This is a genomic window from Chitinophagaceae bacterium (assembly GCA_016710165.1).
In the GTDB taxonomy this organism is placed as follows: domain Bacteria; phylum Bacteroidota; class Bacteroidia; order Chitinophagales; family Chitinophagaceae; genus Ferruginibacter.
The window spans coordinates 148,547-166,841 of the sequence record JADJLJ010000002.1; the positions used below are offsets into that span (position 1 = coordinate 148,547).

21 protein-coding genes are annotated in these 18,295 nt (G+C 45.9%); 10 read left to right on the forward strand and 11 right to left on the reverse strand.

What is annotated here, in order from left to right; genetic code table 11:
- Positions 1–7: 7 nt before the first annotated feature.
- From IPJ02_11000 to IPJ02_11015, 4 genes are all read left to right on the forward strand, one after another.
- Positions 8–949: a hypothetical protein gene (locus IPJ02_11000; protein MBK7376062.1), complete on the forward strand. Its 942-nt coding sequence runs from the start codon at positions 8–10 to the stop codon at positions 947–949.
- 58 nt (positions 950–1,007) lie between these two features.
- Positions 1,008–1,412: a cytochrome c gene (locus IPJ02_11005; protein MBK7376063.1), complete on the forward strand. Its 405-nt coding sequence runs from the start codon at positions 1,008–1,010 to the stop codon at positions 1,410–1,412.
- Between the two features lie 149 nt (positions 1,413–1,561).
- Positions 1,562–2,383, forward strand: a complete 822-nt coding sequence (locus tag IPJ02_11010; protein ID MBK7376064.1) for a hypothetical protein — start codon at positions 1,562–1,564, stop codon at positions 2,381–2,383.
- 105 nt (positions 2,384–2,488) lie between these two features.
- Positions 2,489–5,884 (forward strand): methylmalonyl-CoA mutase family protein, encoded by a 3,396-nt coding sequence (locus IPJ02_11015; GenBank protein ID MBK7376065.1) that lies wholly within the window; start codon positions 2,489–2,491, stop codon positions 5,882–5,884.
- A gap of 97 nt (positions 5,885–5,981) precedes the next feature.
- On the opposite strand, the gene IPJ02_11020 is transcribed toward IPJ02_11015, so the two are convergent.
- From IPJ02_11020 to IPJ02_11045, 6 genes are all read right to left on the reverse strand, one after another.
- Positions 5,982–6,467 carry a hypothetical protein gene (locus tag IPJ02_11020; GenBank protein MBK7376066.1) on the reverse strand — a complete coding sequence of 162 codons (486 nt, stop codon included), beginning with the start codon at positions 6,465–6,467 and terminating at the stop codon, positions 5,982–5,984.
- A gap of 72 nt (positions 6,468–6,539) precedes the next feature.
- Positions 6,540–6,683, reverse strand: coding sequence for a hypothetical protein (locus IPJ02_11025; protein ID MBK7376067.1), 144 nt, complete (start codon positions 6,681–6,683; stop codon positions 6,540–6,542).
- Positions 6,684–6,716: 33 nt separating this feature from the next.
- Positions 6,717–6,929, reverse strand: coding sequence for a hypothetical protein (locus IPJ02_11030; protein ID MBK7376068.1), 213 nt, complete (start codon positions 6,927–6,929; stop codon positions 6,717–6,719).
- A gap of 43 nt (positions 6,930–6,972) precedes the next feature.
- Complete coding sequence (locus IPJ02_11035; GenBank protein ID MBK7376069.1) at positions 6,973–7,341, reverse strand: hypothetical protein; 369 nt, start codon at positions 7,339–7,341, stop codon at positions 6,973–6,975.
- A 94-nt stretch (positions 7,342–7,435) separates the two neighbouring features.
- Positions 7,436–7,987, reverse strand: a complete 552-nt coding sequence (locus IPJ02_11040; protein MBK7376070.1) for a sigma-70 family RNA polymerase sigma factor — start codon at positions 7,985–7,987, stop codon at positions 7,436–7,438.
- A 96-nt stretch (positions 7,988–8,083) separates the two neighbouring features.
- Positions 8,084–8,938, reverse strand: a complete 855-nt coding sequence (locus IPJ02_11045; protein MBK7376071.1) for a ChaN family lipoprotein — start codon at positions 8,936–8,938, stop codon at positions 8,084–8,086.
- A gap of 98 nt (positions 8,939–9,036) precedes the next feature.
- On the opposite strand from IPJ02_11045, the gene IPJ02_11050 reads away from it, so the two are divergent.
- Complete coding sequence (locus IPJ02_11050; protein MBK7376072.1) at positions 9,037–9,843, forward strand: N-acetylmuramoyl-L-alanine amidase; 807 nt, start codon at positions 9,037–9,039, stop codon at positions 9,841–9,843.
- A gap of 65 nt (positions 9,844–9,908) precedes the next feature.
- Here IPJ02_11050 and IPJ02_11055 read toward each other — a convergent pair whose 3' ends face one another.
- Positions 9,909–11,423 (reverse strand): polysaccharide biosynthesis C-terminal domain-containing protein, encoded by a 1,515-nt coding sequence (locus IPJ02_11055; protein MBK7376073.1) that lies wholly within the window; start codon positions 11,421–11,423, stop codon positions 9,909–9,911.
- 104 nt (positions 11,424–11,527) lie between these two features.
- Between IPJ02_11055 and IPJ02_11060 the strand changes: the two genes are divergently transcribed.
- Positions 11,528–12,163: a hypothetical protein gene (locus tag IPJ02_11060; GenBank protein MBK7376074.1), complete on the forward strand. Its 636-nt coding sequence runs from the start codon at positions 11,528–11,530 to the stop codon at positions 12,161–12,163.
- A gap of 109 nt (positions 12,164–12,272) precedes the next feature.
- On the opposite strand, the gene IPJ02_11065 is transcribed toward IPJ02_11060, so the two are convergent.
- From IPJ02_11065 to arfB, 3 genes are read right to left on the reverse strand one after another with little or no spacing between them, the layout of a single operon-like run.
- The gene (locus IPJ02_11065; protein MBK7376075.1) at positions 12,273–13,295 is read right to left on the reverse strand and encodes a cytochrome-c peroxidase; all 1,023 of its coding nucleotides are present in this window, start codon (positions 13,293–13,295) and stop codon (positions 12,273–12,275) included.
- Positions 13,296–13,339: 44 nt separating this feature from the next.
- Positions 13,340–14,101: a hypothetical protein gene (locus IPJ02_11070; GenBank protein MBK7376076.1), complete on the reverse strand. Its 762-nt coding sequence runs from the start codon at positions 14,099–14,101 to the stop codon at positions 13,340–13,342.
- Between the two features lie 13 nt (positions 14,102–14,114).
- The gene (gene arfB, locus IPJ02_11075) at positions 14,115–14,519 is read right to left on the reverse strand and encodes an aminoacyl-tRNA hydrolase (protein ID MBK7376077.1); all 405 of its coding nucleotides are present in this window, start codon (positions 14,517–14,519) and stop codon (positions 14,115–14,117) included.
- A gap of 117 nt (positions 14,520–14,636) precedes the next feature.
- Here arfB and IPJ02_11080 point away from each other — a divergent pair, with 117 nt between their 5' ends.
- On the forward strand, positions 14,637–15,392 hold the full coding sequence (locus tag IPJ02_11080; GenBank protein ID MBK7376078.1) for a geranylgeranylglyceryl/heptaprenylglyceryl phosphate synthase: 756 nt from the start codon (positions 14,637–14,639) through the stop codon (positions 15,390–15,392).
- A gap of 97 nt (positions 15,393–15,489) precedes the next feature.
- On the forward strand, positions 15,490–15,819 hold the full coding sequence (locus IPJ02_11085; GenBank protein MBK7376079.1) for a hypothetical protein: 330 nt from the start codon (positions 15,490–15,492) through the stop codon (positions 15,817–15,819).
- 13 nt (positions 15,820–15,832) lie between these two features.
- On the opposite strand, the gene IPJ02_11090 is transcribed toward IPJ02_11085, so the two are convergent.
- Entirely contained in the window at positions 15,833–15,991 is a 159-nt protein-coding gene (locus IPJ02_11090) for a hypothetical protein (protein ID MBK7376080.1), read from the reverse strand.
- A 184-nt stretch (positions 15,992–16,175) separates the two neighbouring features.
- Between IPJ02_11090 and IPJ02_11095 the strand changes: the two genes are divergently transcribed.
- Positions 16,176–16,736: a transposase gene (locus IPJ02_11095; GenBank protein ID MBK7376081.1), complete on the forward strand. Its 561-nt coding sequence runs from the start codon at positions 16,176–16,178 to the stop codon at positions 16,734–16,736.
- Positions 16,737–17,425: 689 nt separating this feature from the next.
- Positions 17,426–18,208 carry a 5'-nucleotidase, lipoprotein e(P4) family gene (locus IPJ02_11100; GenBank protein MBK7376082.1) on the forward strand — a complete coding sequence of 261 codons (783 nt, stop codon included), beginning with the start codon at positions 17,426–17,428 and terminating at the stop codon, positions 18,206–18,208.
- Positions 18,209–18,295 lie beyond the last annotated feature (87 nt).

An 18,295-nucleotide genomic window follows, 5' to 3' on the forward strand; every position in this document is an offset into this window, starting at 1 on the left:
AAATTTTATGAAAGAAGAACGTATAAAAAACAGAATCAGGATTATACTGATGTTTGTAATGTTGATGTTGTTGTTTACCCCGGTAACGGTTATTGCCCAAACAGACAGTACAGCAATTAAAGAAGCAACTGCTAAGGAAGCAGCAGCTTTAATAGCCCCGGCCCTTGATTTTATTGTGGTGCAAAAATCTGACAGCAGTATAGATTTAAAAGCAGCAATACGAGCTAAAATAAAAGGATCAGCTGTAAAGTTTCCGCTTTTAAAGGTTAGTTTTTTCCAGGTAAGTGATACTGCTGAAAAAAATCTTGGTTTTGTAATAACTGACAAAAACGGCAAGGCCGTACTTAATGTGAAAGAAACCGCATTAATTATGGCTAAAGACGGCAGTTTGAATTTTAAAGCCTCTTTTGCAGGAAATAAACAAATGGAACCGGCTGATGGCGAAATGACCGTAAAAAGAGGAATGCTGCAGATAACACCGGTGAAAGAAGATTCGCTGTTAACGGTTAAAGTAAATTTCATTTCTCCGGTTGTTGGGATAGATTCAGCGAAAAAGGACCTGGTAATCGGCATATTTGTAAAACGTACCTTCGGGCCATTGAAAATTGGAGAAGGTACTACAGATGAGAATGGAGAAGTGACTGTAGAGGTGCCCAACAACCTGCCGGGAGATGATAAAGGCAATATTACATTACTGGCAAAGCTTGATGAAAATGAAACTTTCGGAAATATGGAAGCCAGCGCTGTTCAAAAATGGGGCTTGCCTGTATCTGTAAAAATAGAGGAACAACCCAGGGCTTTATGGAGTGCTCATCCCCCGATATGGATGCTGGTTACATTTATTGTATTGATGGTTGTTGTATGGGGCCACTTTATTGTAATTGTTTATGAATTGTTCAGGCTCAGAAAAGAAGAACCTGAGCTGGAAAAACCGGTAACCAACCATTAACAAAAGTTCTTGATTTTTTATATACCTTTATTTCTGATTAACGACTAAATTTAAAAGCATGAAAAAGAAATTTTCAGTCATCCTTGCAGGTTTTTTGGGTCTATTCCTAATGGCTTTTGTTACAAAAGAATCTTTTCAGAAAGAATGGAAAGTGCCTGATGCAGACAAAAATAAAGTGAATCCTCAAAAAGCCGATGCAGCCTCTCTTGCAAATGGAAAAACATTGTATAATACGCATTGTAAATCATGCCATGGCAACAAAGGGAAGGGAGATGGACCCAAAGCTGCACAACTGGATACAGAAAGCGGAGATTTTACGTTGGCCTCTTTCCAGGCACAAACCGATGGAGCTTTATTTTATAAAACCAAAGTTGGCCGAAAAGACATGCCTTCTTACAAAACTAAAATACCGGATGCCAATGATATGTGGGATGTTGTAAATTATATGAGAACATTTAAATAGCCCGGTACATTTTAATGATTGATTGCTAAAAAAAGTTCACCTGCAGTAAACAGGTGAACTTTTTTTTGAGAGGCATGCAGCAATCCGGGTAAAGATGCAATCTGTAAATCTGCAATCCGGGGCTGACCGCTTACTTTAAAATGCACAACATGAAAACTGGTGCTTTTTCCATTTTAATTCTTATTTCAATACTGGCTTTTGCTGCATCCTGCAATACACCCAGGTATATTTACAGTCCTTCTGCCCATAATGTGCCGGTACTCACCAAAAAGGGCGACAGCAAACTGGGTGCTGTTTATTCCACCAACTTAACCGGTGAAGAAAAGCGGGATGGCGAACTGTTCGATAACCGCAGCCGGGGCGTGGATGTACATGGTGCTGTAGCCATCACCGAGCATTTTGCCATACAGGGCAGTTATTTCTACCGCTGGGAAAAAACCACCGGTGGCAGCGATACGTCAACGATACGATACAACAGGAACCTGGCCGAGTTGGGACTTGGGTATTATATCCCGATGAATGAAAGAAAGAATGTCATTTTCCAGTTATTTGCAGGGGCAGGCCTGGGAAAATTCAGCATTGCAGACCGGTCCATTTACGGGTACTATTTTCACGACGTAAACATTACGAAAATTTACCTGCAGCCGGCATTCATTTTCCGCAGCAAGGGAAGTTTCAGCAGTTCCATCTCATTGCGGAGCAGCATCCTGGAATACAGTAAAATAAGAACCAGTTATTCTTCCAGCCAGTTGAATGATTATAACCTGGACAGCCTGAATAACCGGGCCAAACTGTTTTTTGAGCCTGCATTTACCGGCAGTTTTGGTTTCAAAGACCTGCCGGGCCTCCGCATTGAATTCCAGGGAGGACTTTCCTTCCTGGCATCCCGTAAATACATCGACTACCGGATCGTGAACTTTTCGGTGGGAACCTGGATCGACATCGGCGCCATGGTCCGGGGAAACAAGTAATAGCGGTACCAATCCCGGTTGACTTATTCCAGCCTTTAATTTGTAATTTTACCACCAGATCGCCGGCTCACCCGCTAAGGGGAAGCGGAGAAAAACTGCTGATTTATGTCTTACACTCCCCGGAATAAAGTACGAATTGTAACCGCTGCCAGTTTATTCGATGGCCACGACGCCGCTATCAATATCATGCGGCGTATCATGCAAAGCAAGGGTGCCGAGATCATACACCTGGGCCATAACCGGAGTGTGCTTGAAATTGTGGAATGCGCCATTGAAGAAGATGTGCAGGGGATCGCCATTACCAGCTACCAGGGCGGGCATGTGGAGTTCTTTAAATACATGAAGGACCTGCTTGACCAGAACGGATGCGGCCATATTAAAATATTCGGCGGTGGTGGGGGAACGATCCTTCCTGCGGAAATTGAAGAACTGCATACCTATGGCATCACAAAGATCTATAGCCCGGATGATGGCAGGAAGATGGGGCTGGAAGGAATGATCGAAGATGTGGTCAGGTCCTGTGACTATGCCCTTAACGGGAACGGGGAATATAAAAAAACAATGACCCTTGGCGAAATAAAGGATGTACGGAGAGTGGCCCGGCAAATAACCAATGCGGAAAACGGGATCCCCACTGCTGCCAACGGACAACAGCCAACGAACAACAATATCCCGGTGTTGGGTATAACCGGAACAGGTGGTGCCGGAAAATCTTCCGTTACCGATGAGATCGTCCGCCGCTTTTTAAATGCCTATGCCGGTAAAACAATTGCTGTTATCTCAGTTGACCCATCCAAGAAAAAAACGGGGGGCGCTTTATTAGGCGACCGTATACGGATGAATTCCATTTCTTCACCCCGGGCTTATATGCGCAGCCTTGCTACCCGGGAAAGCGATAAGGCGCTGAGTGAGTATGTGCAGGAAGCGATCGATATCTGCAAAGCCGCCGGTTATGATTTCATCATCCTGGAAAGTGCCGGTGTGGGGCAAAGCGATGCCTCCATTTTAGATTACGTGGATATCAGCATGTACGTGATGACACCCGAATATGGCGCTGCATCGCAGCTGGAAAAAATAAACATGCTGGATTATGCCGATGTGGTTTGTGTAAACAAATTTGACAAGGCCGGTGCACTGGATGCCCTGCATGATGTACGCAAGCAATACAAACGCAACCATGGGTTATGGAATGCAAAAGATGAAGAATTGCCGGTGGTGGGAACCATTGCAGCACAGTTCAACGATGCCGGGGTAAATGAACTGTTTGAAAGGCTGATGGAGAAAGTGGCCGAAAAATGCAGCGTACGATTCCAGGGCGAGATAGTACATCATGCGCACACAAAGGATACGGCCAGCCAGTCAATGATCATTCCGCCAAAAAGGGTAAGATACCTGGCGGAAATAGCTGAAACCATTTCGGCTTATGATACATGGGTCATCGAACAATCGGCCATTGCAACAAAGCTTTACCAGTTGGAAGGCACCCTGGCATCGGTTTCAACCCTGTCGGCAGTTGCCAAAGAGGAACTGGAAAAAATAAAAGGATCATTTGAAGAACAACTGCATGCCGAATGTAAAAAACTGATCCGGTCCTGGCCGGAAACGTTGAAGCGGTACCAGAAGGAATTTTACGAATTCAAAGTGAGGGATAAGGTCATTAAACAACCCCTCACGTATAAAAGTTTATCAGGTACCAGCATTGCGAAAGTCATTCTTCCAAAGTACAAAGACTGGGGCGACATACTGAAATGGCAACTGCAGGAAAATGTGCCTGGCGAATTCCCTTATACCGCCGGTGTATTTCCTTTGAAGAGGGAAGGGGAAGACCCCACAAGAATGTTTGCCGGGGAGGGCGGGCCGGAAAGGACCAACAGGCGTTTTCACTATGTAAGCCTGGGCCAGCCAGCCAGGCGGCTCAGTACGGCATTTGACAGTGTTACCTTGTATGGCGAAGACCCGGATCACCGCCCCGACATTTATGGCAAAGTGGGTAACAGCGGGGTAAGCATTGCAACGGTGGATGACGCAAAGAAACTCTACAGCGGTTTTGACCTCTGCGATCCAAAGACCTCGGTGAGCATGACCATCAACGGGCCTGCACCCATGCTGCTCGCATTTTTTATGAATGCAGCCATTGACCAGCAGTGTGAAAAATATATCCTGGAAAATGATTTACGGGATGAGGTGAACAGGATCATCGAATCAAAATACGGTATCGACTCATTGCCGAAATACATCGGTATAGACGGGAAGGCCATCACCCCGGCAAAAGGAAACTTCATGGGTTCGTTGCCAGAAGGGAATGACGGGCTGGGCCTGCGCCTGCTGGGGCTGAGCGGGGAAGATGTATTGCCTGCCGATGTGTATGCACAGATAAAGGCCAGGGCGCTGGCCACCGTGCGGGGAACCGTGCAGGCCGATATATTGAAAGAAGACCAGGCGCAAAACACCTGCATCTTCAGCACCGAGTTTGCACTGAAACTGATGGGGGATGTGCAGCAGTATTTCATACAGCACAAAGTGCAGAATTTTTACAGCGTAAGCATCAGCGGTTACCATATTGCTGAAGCAGGGGCCAACCCGATCACCCAACTGGCATTTACGTTGTCCAATGGATTCACCTACGTGGAATATTATTTAAGCCGCGGCATGCACATTGATGATTTTGCTCCCAACCTTTCTTTCTTCTTCAGCAATGGCATGGACCCTGAGTATAGTGTGATAGGCAGGGTGGCCCGGAGGATCTGGGCAAAAGCCATGAAGAATAAATACGGGGGCAATGACCGCAGCCAGAAACTGAAATACCATATTCAAACCAGTGGCCGCAGCCTGCATGCACAGGAAATTGACTTCAACGATATCCGCACAACCCTGCAGGCGCTTTATGCCATCTACGATAACTGTAATTCTTTACACACCAATGCATACGATGAGGCCATCACCACGCCTACTGAAGAAAGTGTACGCAGGGCAATGGCCATCCAGTTGATCATAAACCGGGAACTGGGCACGGCCAAGAATGAAAATCCCAACCAGGGTTCCTTCCTCATTGAAGAACTGACCGACCTGGTTGAAGAAGCCGTGATGACCGAATTTCACCGCATTACAGAAAGAGGCGGTGTGCTGGGTGCCATGGAACGCATGTACCAGCGCAACAAGATACAGGAGGAAAGCCTTTACTACGAAACACTCAAGCATACCGGCGAATATCCCATTGTGGGGGTGAACACATTCTTAAGTAAGAACGGTTCGCCTACCATACTGCCAACGGAAGTCATCCGCAGCACTACGGAAGAGAAAGAGAACCAGATCAATGCATTAAAGACATTCCACCAGCGTCATGCTGATAGATCGGCTGCCATGCTCAAACATTTGCAGCAGGTGGCTGTCAGTAACGGCAACCTGTTTGCCGAACTGATGGAGACGGTAAAGTGCTGTTCTTTGGGCCAGATCACGAATGCCTTGTATTCGGTGGGAGGCCAATACCGGAGAAATATGTAACCAAAATTGAGTTTGATGCCTGACAAAGCATTTACCGGTTTATGGATTGGTAATAAAAAAACCGGAACAAATTGTCCCGGTTCATTTGAAAAAGTTTTTATCTGCTTAAAGGTATTATCATCGAAATTTTAAACTGCCTGGTACGGTTATGTACAAACCCGTTTTGTAAACCCGGAATTGAAATATTCTCTGTAGATGTTTTTAATTTCATTCCCCTGGCTTCCCGTTTCAGTTCTCTTGCTTTTTTAGAGAAATGGATACTGGTTAATGCAAGGCCCAATCCAACCACAGTGCCAACAGCACCAACAACGATTTCGGTGGTATATTTTTTATCTTCATAACCTATGATATACCCGTTGTTATCATAAATTGCCCATCTATCTCCCAAATCATTTTGAATCAATCCGTAAATTAAAGTACCAATACCACCGGCAGCTATAACAGGGCCGGTTGCAACAAGCACCGTACTTGTAGTTCTGGCTTTGCGGGATTTGTTCATTAATTCATCATAATCGCTCCCGTTTTGTGCAAAGCTTACAGCGGTAACCAGTAAAAGGGTCAGAAACGTAAATAAAGTTTTCATGTGTGTATTTTTTGTTTAAAATACAAAGGTATATGGAAACCTGGTCAACTTATTAATCGGATAAATATGTAATTACAAAGGTTTCCCGCTTTCCAGTGTTTTGATGGCGTCTTCAATTATCTTTTTAACACCTGCATTAGGTGCCTGCACAACCGCCTTTCTTGCATACATTAATGCTGTTTGCAGATCACCCATGGCAGAGTAGCCCCTCGTCATACCTGCAGCAGTTGGCCAGGCGCCATTGGTTTTTTATTCCAGTTCCTGGCAGAAAAAACCGGCATTGACCAATAGTTGTTCAATTTCCCCGGTGGAGATATTTTCCGAAACCACCCGCAGCACATTGTCCCGGTCATGCAGGTCAACATTCCACTGCAGTATCTGCGGGTGATGATCCAATGCAGGCATCACACTGCTGATGTGGGCTTCATTGCAGAGGTTGGTCTTAAAAACAAGTATTTCCATAGCAGTTACTTTGCATACCGGTTATATATAGCTCAGGTGCCGGTCATTCTGAGGCCATGCCGGATGATCGTGTTTCGGAAGCGGATGGCATTTTCCACCTTCCGCCGCAGCGGTTCTTCCATTCGGCTTTGAATTTTTCACGTTCCTCGGGGGTCATGGTATCCCAACGCTGTTTCATTTTCTCTTTCCAGGCCGGGCTGCCCCTCCAGCGGCCCCCTCCGCCAAAACCGCCGAACAGGATCTTACTCAGCAATAATATTCCCAACGCCTGTATGAATGTGATGGATTTAACCCCCAGCACCGCCGGTAAGATGGCATTCCATAAGCCCATAACGAGCAGGCCGAATAATACCACCGCAACGCTGCCGAATAGTAATATCAACAATCCTTTTTTGATCCAGAATTTTTTCATTGTATTTGTTTTTGAGCCACGAATTACACGAATGATCACTAATGAATCCGCGTTAAATATTCGTGTTCATTTGTGCTATTAGTGGCTGATTTTTTTAATAGTTTAATAATTCGTCCTTCAGTACCTGCAGCCGTTCCCGTAAATGCAATACCGCATACCGTTTGCGGCTGATAAGTGTGGCCACACTTTCCCCGGTTTGTGCTGCTATATCTTTAAAAGGTATTCCTTCAATTTCGTTTTGTACAAACACGTCCCGTTGGGCAGGGGGCAATTCATCCAGTGCCTGTTGCAGTTCTTCCCAGAAGAGATTCCGAAGGTATTCGGTTTCGGGGGTGGAATCGGCAGGCAACAGCATTTCCCTCCCGTCAAAATGGTCTTCCTCTGTTTCGGCGCCATGCAACACATCATCTGCCAGCGGAAGTTTATGCTTGCGGTAATTGTCGATGATCTTATTCCGGGCCACCCGGTAAAGCCAGCTGGTGGTCTGCTCGATGGGTTCCCGGTTGCCTGCAAACTGGTAAAAAACCTCCTGCAGTATGTCTTCTGCATCCTCGGTGCTGGCCACCCGCTGCTTGATAAACCCAAAAAGCCGGTTGCTGATTGATTTGATGGTGTTGGTAATATTTTTATTACGCGCTGCAGCCATTTCCATTGCTATCGTCATCTCGTTCCCTGTTTATATGTCCGGAGACGAACGGAAGACGCTTATATTTTAAGGAGGGACGATATTTTTAAAAAAACATCAGTAGGTTGTTGTCATGTCCTCGTCCACGCAAATGATAAAATCGGCCTTGCCCTTATTTTCAGCCAGTAACGCTTTTATGTTCTTCTGCGATACGGTGCTGATGGTGGCAATATTCAGTTCCGGCTTCTTTTTTTTCAGGTACCAGTTGATGCCATCGAAATTATCTGAATGATAGGCCCCGTTGTAATGAATGAATAAAGCGCCGGGTTTAAAATTCTGCAAAATGAAATAAGCCATAGTGGCATCCTTACTTGCCTGGGCCTTGGGCATATTGGCGCTGGCATGGCCGCCCATCATCTTCAGCATGTTCACATAGCCAGGCAGGGTGGAATCGTAGTCCATAGGCAGGGGTGCCATCCACGCTTTTTCTTTTGCCGGTAAAGTATCCAGGGCCTCAAATCCTTTTTTAGAAACCAGGGAAGCATAGCGCCGGGGGATATTCGTGGCAATAAACGGCGCTTTTATCTCTTTGGCAAAATTCACAATGGGAGCATAATCGGTTTTGTAATTGTTCCAGAGCCGGGCAGTGGAATCAAGCCCTTTGGCCGTGATCCTTCCCTCCAGGTAATTATTCAATGCGGGCTGGTTATCCGCTTCAAACATTTCGGCGCCAAAAATGAGCTCTCTTTTTTCCTTCAGGTCTTTTGCCACCGTTAATTCAAGCCAGTGGGAGATCGGGTTGTTATGAAATTCGCCAAACAGTACAATGTCTTTTTTGGCCAGCTGCTTCATCATTTTTTTGTAGGATACTTTTTTACCATCAGCATCATACAGCACGTATGCAGGTTTTTGCTGGGCAAAGAGTATGTTTACCGTCAAGAGCATCGAAAGGAAAAAGAAGTATTTTTTCATACATGGGATTGAAACGGAAAGGTAAAGAGAATAGCTTACTTGGCCGGGAATAAATGCTGAATTTGTTGTGTAACTTTCAGCTTCAATAATAATGATATATGCTTTTTAAAAAAATGATCCCTGTTTTCCTGCTCCTCTTACTGGCCAACGGCTGCAGCAACAAATATGCACCTGCCAACCGCAGCTATAAAAAGCAGGCAAAGGCTTTTGCCAGGGAGCTGAAAAAGCAACCGGCACATATCGACAGTGTACTGATGGCTTCCTCCTGGGTGGGTACCACCAATTTCGGAATGCGTAAACCAAACTTTGTCATCATCCATCATACCGCACAGAATGCATGTGACTCTACATTACGGACCTTTACCCTGCCCCGTACCCAGGTAAGCGCCCATTATGTGATCTGCAAAGATGGTACGGTGCATCACATGCTCCATGATTACCTGCGGGCATGGCATGCGGGCAGCGGCCGGTGGGGGAATGTAACGGATGTGAATTCTTCTTCCATCGGTATTGAACTGGACAACAATGGCTTTGAACCTTTTGCCGAAGCGCAGATAAACAGCCTGCTGCAGGTTTTACGAACACTCAAAAAAAATTACAGCATACCTGAGGCCAATTTCATCGGCCACGCCGATATTGCACCAAAAAGAAAGGTTGACCCTAACCGCTACTTTCCGTGGCAGCAGTTGGCAAATAACGGTTTTGGTTACTGGTATGATACCGCCAATGTAAAGCTGCCGGAGAATTTCAACGCCATGCAATGCTTACGGATCATCGGGTACGACACCAAGGATCCGGTTGCGGCCATCAAAGCCTTTAAATTACATTTTATACAACAGGATTCCGTGGCCATACTGAATGATGCAGATAAAAAGATCATTTACGACCTGTATAAGAAATATTGACCAGGCCAAGGTCCGCAGGACCGGCATTTTGGTAATGAACAAAATAATAGATACTGAATTTTCAATCAGCGGTTGAAATATTTTCCTACCACCGGCAACTTAGCCAGTTCCTTCGCTTCGATCCTGGCCACGAACCAGGCGAAGAGTATAAAAAGCAACAACCCGGTGCTTATGGAGAAAATCAGCGAGCCGGAAATGAATTTTAGCAGGCCCAGGTGAACCAGGTAGATGAGTACCACCAGCGTTAAATAGGCAATCAGTTTCTTTACGGCATAGGGTACCGGGTAATATTTCTGTCCCAGCAGGTAGCTGCTTATCATCATGAATAAATAGCAACTGAAAGTGGCAATGGCTGCACCGGTATAATGCATTACCGGAATGAGTACGATATTCAGTACGATGGTGATCACAGCGCCAGCCACTGTTATGACAGCCCCATACGTATTTTTATCCGTAAGCTTATACCATACGCTGAGGTTATAATAAATGCCCAGGAAAATATTGCCCAGGGCCAGCAGGGGCACTACTTCCAGACCCTCTGCCCAGCGTGGATCTGCAAAGGTCGTAAAGATCCAGCGGAATACATCCAGGAATAACCCGATGAACAAAAACATAAAGCAACAGGCGATCACAAAGAATTTCATCACCCGGGCATAGGTCTTTTGGGCATTCTCATCTTTGCTGTTGTTAAAGAAGAAAGGTTCTGCTGCCATGCGGAATGCCTGAATCATGATGGTGATGAGCAAGGCAATGCGGAAGATGTTGGCGAAGATACCCAGTTCATGATTGGCCTGTTGCATGGGAAGATCGACCACGTGGCGGTAGATCAGCCGGCTGAGCACATCATTGATCATTCCTCCCAAACCAACAATGATCAACGGCGCACTGTACCGCATCACTTCCTTCCACAGCCTGGTATCGAAATGAAAGCGGACCTGTTTTATCTCTTTGGAAAGGATCAGCAGCGTAAAGAGGCTCCCGCAAAGATTGCCCAGCAGGTAATACCCCAATCCAAAGTCCTTATTGTAAATGAATTGAAGAAAATGATCCGGGTTTGAACGTACCATTACGGGTACGATGCCCAAAAAGAAAATAACAACAAACAGGTTGATCACAATGCCCATTACCCGGGCAAATGCATAACGCCTGGGCCGGTTTTCCTGCCGCAGTTTGGCAAAGGGCAAAGTGTTCAGGTTATCTACGGCGATGATGGCTGCCATCCACAGAATATAATCGGGATGTTCCTGCAGGTCGGTGGCCGAAACCAGCACATCCTTGCACAGGACAAGCAGCACCGTGAAAAATATACTGCTGAATAAAAGGGATAGCGAAAGGGTGTTGTAGAGCTTTTGTTTATCGTGGGTTTGGGAAAAACGGAAATACGCTGTTTCCAGGCCGTAGGCATATAATACATTCAGAAAAGGGATGATCGTGTAAACCTGAACCAGGTCCGCTGTTTTTTCCGGCAATGCGATAAAGAACGGCAATGCCATATTCATCAGGTAACCGAGGAAGCGGCTGGCAATGGTGGGTATACCATACCATAAAGTTTGCCCTGCTAATTTTTTAATGCCGCTCAATGATGTCTGTGATTTAAGTTCAAATTTACCTTTATAATTTCAATTCAGGCAAATTACAAGGAGGGGTTCTGTGATAAAATTTATCTTTGACAAAAGTAATTACCATGAAAAGAATACTTGTATGTATAACGCTTCTTGTTTTGAGCGGAGCCAGCATCGCTCAATCGTCCGTTACTACCGTTGAACATCAGAAAATGACCCGGGAGGCCATTGTGAATGATGTTCCGTTTTCAGAAGACGTGATTGTGGAAGCCATCAAAGACACGCTGCAGAAACTGGGTTATAAAGGAAAGGACAGTAAAGGGTTCACGGTTTACCGCGACGTTAAATTACCTGCATTGGGAAGCGATACCTACGACCTTTACTTTGTGGTTGATAAGAAAAGTAAAAAGGAGAAAGAAGTATCCCGGGTTACCATGATGGTTTCGAAAGGAGCGGAAAATTTTATCACAGAAAAAGCGGACCCGGGGCTGATTCATAATGCGAAAAACTTTCTTAATCACCTGCATTATACCGTAGCCTCCTATCATCACTCTCAAAAATTAGCCGGGCTGGAAGAAGTGGTGAGTAAGATCGAGAAGAAGATAGCCATCCTGGTAGAAGAGGCCGATGACCTGGAGAAGAAAAAGAAAAAGCTGGAGAAGGAGATAGAGGACAATATCAAAGAACAGGCCGATCAGCAGAAGGAACTGGAAAAACAACGCCAGGTACTGTCAACGCTTAAAGGAACGAATGGGTAACCGGGATCCTGGAAACTGTCTAAAAATGCCACATGGGTTTTCCGGTTGCAAATATGGCCGGTGTCCTCACCGGCCACGGCGGTCTGCTACGGTTAATGTCCCCGGGATTTTAGTGCGAGAAATACTTCACTTTCTCTGAGAACCGTGGATCACGGGTCATGGTTGTATCGGTGAGGGTGTTCAGGAAATAGATCAGTTCATTCTTTTCCTTGTTTGAGATGGCAATACGTTTTACCAGCAGGCTATCCAGTGTTGGCTGTGTGGTCAGGATGCCATTGCGGTAATGGTCTATTACAGCCCCCAATGAAAAAAACCTGCCGTCGTGCATATACGGGAAGGTGAGCATCACATTCCGCAGGCTGGGCACTTTGAATTTCAGGGAATCGGCTTTTTTGCCTGTTATCCTCATTCTTCCAAAATCATTTAAATAAGGGCTCACGGACAGGCCGTTGTTGCGAAAGCTGTGATCGGTGAACAAGGGTTCTTTATGACAGGCCGCACAGTTTGCTTTGAAGAAATTATAACCATTCTGTTCGCCGGGTGTAAAACTGGCTTCGCCCCGTTGCACTTTATCGTATTTGGAATTGGCAGAAATGATCGAACCGGTGAATTGTGCCAATGCCTTCAACATCCGCTGGCTGTTGATCTCAGAGCTTCCGAATGCGGCCCTGAACAGCCTTGGGTAGGCGGTATCTTTTTTCAGTTTCCGCAGAACACTGTCTAAGTTCTCCGCCATTTCATTGGGTGCAGTAATGGGGGAGAGCGGTTGCACTTCAATATGGTTTACACCTCCATCCCAATGAAATTTTGGCATCCACGCCAGGTTGAAAAGTCCGGGTGCATTGCGTGTGGTGAATGTGTTATTATACCCGTGGCTGAAATCATGATCATACGTGGCAAAGGCGCCAAACTGCTGGTGACAACCGGCGCAGGGGAAATTTCCATCCTTGCTTAAGCGGCCGTCATAGAATAATTTTTTGCCCAGTTGGAAGCCTTCTTCAGATAAACGGTTCCTGGCAAAGATATCTGTAGGTGGTTTGGGCCATCCTGCCGGTATTTTGAATTCGAGGTAAGTAGGTTTTGGACCCGGGGTTTGTGGTTTACGGCCTGCTCCCACAAATAAGGCAAACAATGCAGTGCCTGTACAAAGCAATATGATGATCCTTCGTTTCAGGATTAATGATTTATGATGTTCTTTATGATAAACATCTTGCTGTAGTTATCAGCAATTTTTTTTGCCGGTTCGCCCGGTGTGGTGCATACGGGGGTTTCGGATATTTTCAGGTCATTCGGATGCTGCCACCATGTATCAAGATCTGCTTCAATGATGATCTCGCTGGTTTTGCCTTCCCGTATATCCAGTACCATGCCGGCGGGAAAACCAAGCTTTAATTTCTTTACTACATTGTGTTCTCCCGAAAAACCACCAATATGGTATTCCACTTTGTTGTTAACCACTTTTGATTGCGGTGACCTGCCTTCCATTTTTGCCATCACATAACCGCTGTTCCAGGTCCAGAACATATCGTTCAGGGGATCCAGCGCCCCGGTTTGTGCCCCACTAACATTTTTCAGGCTATCCACACCCAGCGTGAATAAAAGGGAATGGTATGTATTTACGGTTGTCAAAAAAACAAAACTTAAAGAGACGGGGTTGCCTTCATCAACCAGGTGATAGCTGTCGGTCTCTTTAAAAATGCCGTCCGGAAATGCAACGGCCATATTACTGATGTAATACTTGAATTTTGTTATGGTATACGTTTCGGAGAAGGGGTTTGTATATACGGTGCTGTCCAATTGCACCGGCTTTCCCTTAACCGTATTTATAAAACGGATCTTCAGGGTGCCTGTTTGATAAACGGGCATGCCTGGTTTTTGAAAGCCGCTTAAACTCAAAACAACCAGCAGTAATAAGGGTGTGGAGCGGAACCTTTTCATTATACGTATTTGTTTACCAGCTTTCCCGGCTTACTTTTTTCCGGAAATCCTTCAGTGCACCGATCTTCTTTTTGATCTCGATCCGTTTCTCTTTTGATTCTTTGCTGGGTTTGGTGGCTTTCCTGGGTTTGGGTTTGATGAGGGCTTTGTTCACCAGCCCGTTCATCTTTTTTATCACCTGTTCCTTGTTGCTTAATTGCGAACGTTCGGTCTGGCTTTTCACCTGCAAAAACCCCCGGGCATTTATCCTGTTGATGAGTTTATCCTGCAGCATCATTTTCTGTTCATCCGTAATGAGCATTGAAGACCCGATATGCCAGTAACCTTCCACCATGGTCTCCACTTTGTTCACGTTTTGGCCGCCTTTTCCGCCGCTCCGGGCTGTTTTAAATTTTATCTCGTCAGATATGTCCGTCATCTTGTCAAATTTACGCAGAAAATGTACGATTTTGGGGCTGTATCCGTTTTATTTAAGGTTAATATTTCTGTAAGAACCAATTTTTGTACATTTTTGCAGGTAACCAACAGACAGGAAATGATCAAAGCCATTTACCAATCATTAGCAGAGCGTAAACAGCAGCATAAAAAATCATTTGCCGTACTCATCGACCCCGACAAGGTGAACGACAGCAATATGGAAAAACTCATTGAGCTTGCTGTGGATGCCCGGGTAGATTATTTGCTGGTGGGCGGAAGCCTGGTCATCTCCAATTACCTGGATGAATGTGTTCAGTTCATCAAACGCAGTTGCGGTATCCCTGTTATTCTTTTCCCCGGTAGTCCCAGCCAGGTGAGTAAATATGCCGATGCGTTGCTGTACCTGTCACTCATCAGCGGCCGCAATGCCGACCTGTTGATCGGGCAGCATGTTGTTTCTGCCCCCGTTGTAAGACAAAGCGGGCTGGAAATTTTACCTACCGGCTATATGGTGATCGACGGCGGGGCGCCCACCACGGTTTCTTATATCTCCAATGCAACTCCCATACCGGCCGATAAAAATGAGATCGCTATGTGTACGGCCATGGCGGGCGAAATGCTGGGCATGAAACTCATTTACATGGATGCCGGCAGCGGTGCCAAACGTGCCATATCGGAAGAGATGATCCGGCAGGTGGCAAATGTCATTGAAGTTCCATTGATCATCGGTGGTGGCATCGTTGAGCCTGAAAAAGCTTACCTCAACTGCAAGGCCGGCGCCGACGTTATTGTGGTGGGCAATGCCATAGAAAAGGATCCCAACCTTATAAAAGAAATGGCCGCTGCGGTGCATAGTGTACCTGTGAAGGCATGACCTGGTTTTTTACCTCCCTGTTTTAATCTTAGTGAAATTTATTTATCTTGGTATGCGGTTGACCGGTAACGGCTTCGCCATTTTAAATACGATTACTATGACTTATCCTGCTTCTGTAAATACTGCTGTGGTACAGCAATGGGTGACCGATAAACTCAACATCGAAAAAGTGAAAGAGCAGCTGGCAGCCCTGGGCTATGATGAAGAAGCGGTTTCCCTTCACCTGAAGGAGTTTAAAAAACTCAGGTATGGTAAAAGGCAGTTCACTGGCTTTGTATGCCTGGCTGCAGGAGCCTTTCTTGGTTTCATAAGTTGCGTACTCACGTTGATAAATCCTGTACCGGAATTATACAACTGGATCCTTTACGGACTTACTTCAGTAGCTGTTGTGGTGATCGTTCTGGGCTTATATTACCTGCTCGAATAGAACGAACTCATTATTACAGGCTCCTCCATACTTCCTTGTTATCCCTCCCGTCTCCCTTATCGGAGTCCCCACCCACCAGGTCTCCCTTGTCGGTATTCCCCAACACCGGATCCTCTGGTCGGTGTCCCCACCGACCGGAATGGTATAAGACCATATGACTGAATGAATTCATTGAATAGATCTGGTTTTTTATGCAACGCCCTCATAATTCTCACCAAAATTGAATGATATTTTTCTCCTAATCCGATGTCCCGATCAACGGGTGAGTATTTAATCAGTCGCCTAATTTTATCTCCCTGGCCGGTGTCCCCGCCGCCCGGATCGGAATTTTCATCAATGACCAACTTTTGTTTATAATGGGTATTGCTTCATACCAGGGACGGCGCAATTCATACACGGAATTAAACGAGGTTTATTTCTGGACGCTCACCATTAACCAATGGATCCATCTGCTGGGTACGGATGAGTACAAAATGCTGATCATGGAAAGCCTTAAGTGGTTGCACGCGAAAGAACTGGTCCGGATCTATGGATATGTAATAATGCCTAATCATATTCATTTGCTTTGGGAGCAATTAAAAATGAACGGGAAAGAGTTTCCGAAGAACAGTTTTGAAAAGTTTACTGCACACCGGTTTGCTAAAAAACTGGCGGATGAAGATATTTTCTTACTGCAACGGTTTTATGTTAAGGCAAGCGACAGGGCTTTTAATTTCTGGCAGAGAGATCCGTTGGCTATCCGGGTATTCAGCAGGGAGATGGCCGTTCAAAAATTGAACTATATGCATTATAATCCTTTGCAGGAACAATGGCGGTTTTGTATCTCACCGGATGAATACAGGTTTTCATCGGCTGGGTTTTATGAAAATAAGGAAGATGAGTTTGAGATATTGACCCATTACATGGAAGTCTTTTAAGGGTATTGTTCCGGTCGGTGGGGACACCGACCAGGGAAGTGGATGAGTTTGAGATATTGCCCTATTATATGGAAGTGTTTTAGTGATGTCATTCCGGTCGGTGGGGACACCGACCAGGGAAGTGGATGAGTTTGAGATATTGACCCATTACATGGAAGTCTTTTAAGGGTATTGTTCCGGTCGGTGGGGACACCGACCAGGGAAGTGGATGAGTTTGAGATATTGACCCATTACATGGAAGTCTTTTAAGGGTATTGTTCCGGTCGGTGGGGACACCGACCAGGGAAGTGGATGAGTTTGAGATATTGCCCTATTATATGGAAGTGTTTTAGGGATGTCATTCGGTCGGTGGGGACACTGACCAGGGAAGTGGATGAGTTTGAGATATTGCCCCATTATATGAAAGTGTTTTAGGGATGTCGTTCCGGTCGGTGGGGACACTGACCAGGTAAGTGGATGAGTTTGTGATATTGCCCCATTATATGAAAGTGTTTTAGGGATGTCGTTCCGGTCGGTGGGGACACCGACCAGGGAAAATCGATGAGTTAGTGATATTGCCCTATTATATGGAAGTGTTTTAGGGATGTTTTTCCGGTCGGTGAGGACACCGACCAGGGATCCTTCAATTCAGGCAGGCTCATCTGTACTTCTTACCTTTGCGGAAACAATCATTTTAATCTCCAGGCACCATGATCCGTCAATTATTTACAGCAGTAACAGTTTTTTTAAGCATATCCGTTTCCGCACAGGTAACCGATCACAAACCGGCCCAGTATAATATAAGCGGTACCCTTTGGCAGCAACAGAGTGGTGAATACAAGGCATTGTGTTACCAGGCATTCAACCTGGCCCGGTTGCGGCTGCAGGAGATCCTGGTGACCAATAAAGACAGCATGCCGCTGGCAGTTATCACGGATGTGGATGAGACAGTACTCGACAACAGCCCCAGCGCTGCACACGATATTTTAAACGGGCACACGTTTGCCGACAGTTCCTGGAACCCCTGGGTGGATCTGGCCAATGCCAAAGCAATGCCGGGTGCCGTGGAATTCTTTAACTATGCGGCACAGCATGGGGTGCAGGTCTTTTACATAACCAACCGCAGGGAAGCACAAAAAGCAGCTACCATGCGAAACCTGCAGCTGCAGGGATTTCCGCAGGTTGACAGTATGCACATGATGATGAAGGGTGCTGTCAGCGACAAGGAACCCCGCCGGCTGGAAGTGGCAAAACGATACAACGTGGTATTATTGCTGGGCGACAACCTGAATGATTTCGACGACCTGTTTTACGACAAAGCTGCCTTTGAAAGAAATGCCAATGTGGATAAAGTGCAGTCATACTTTGGCAGTAAATACATCATGCTGCCCAATGCCACTTACGGCGACTGGGAAAATGCCTTGTGGCATGGACAGAAACTGAGTGCCGAAGAAAAGGATAAGGTGAAGTGGGCATCATTGATCGGGTATTGATATGATCAACAGCAGCAGGCTAAGATCAGGCATGGGAGGTGGATGTGGGATACTGGCATCCAGTACCTGGTATTCTGCATCCCGAAT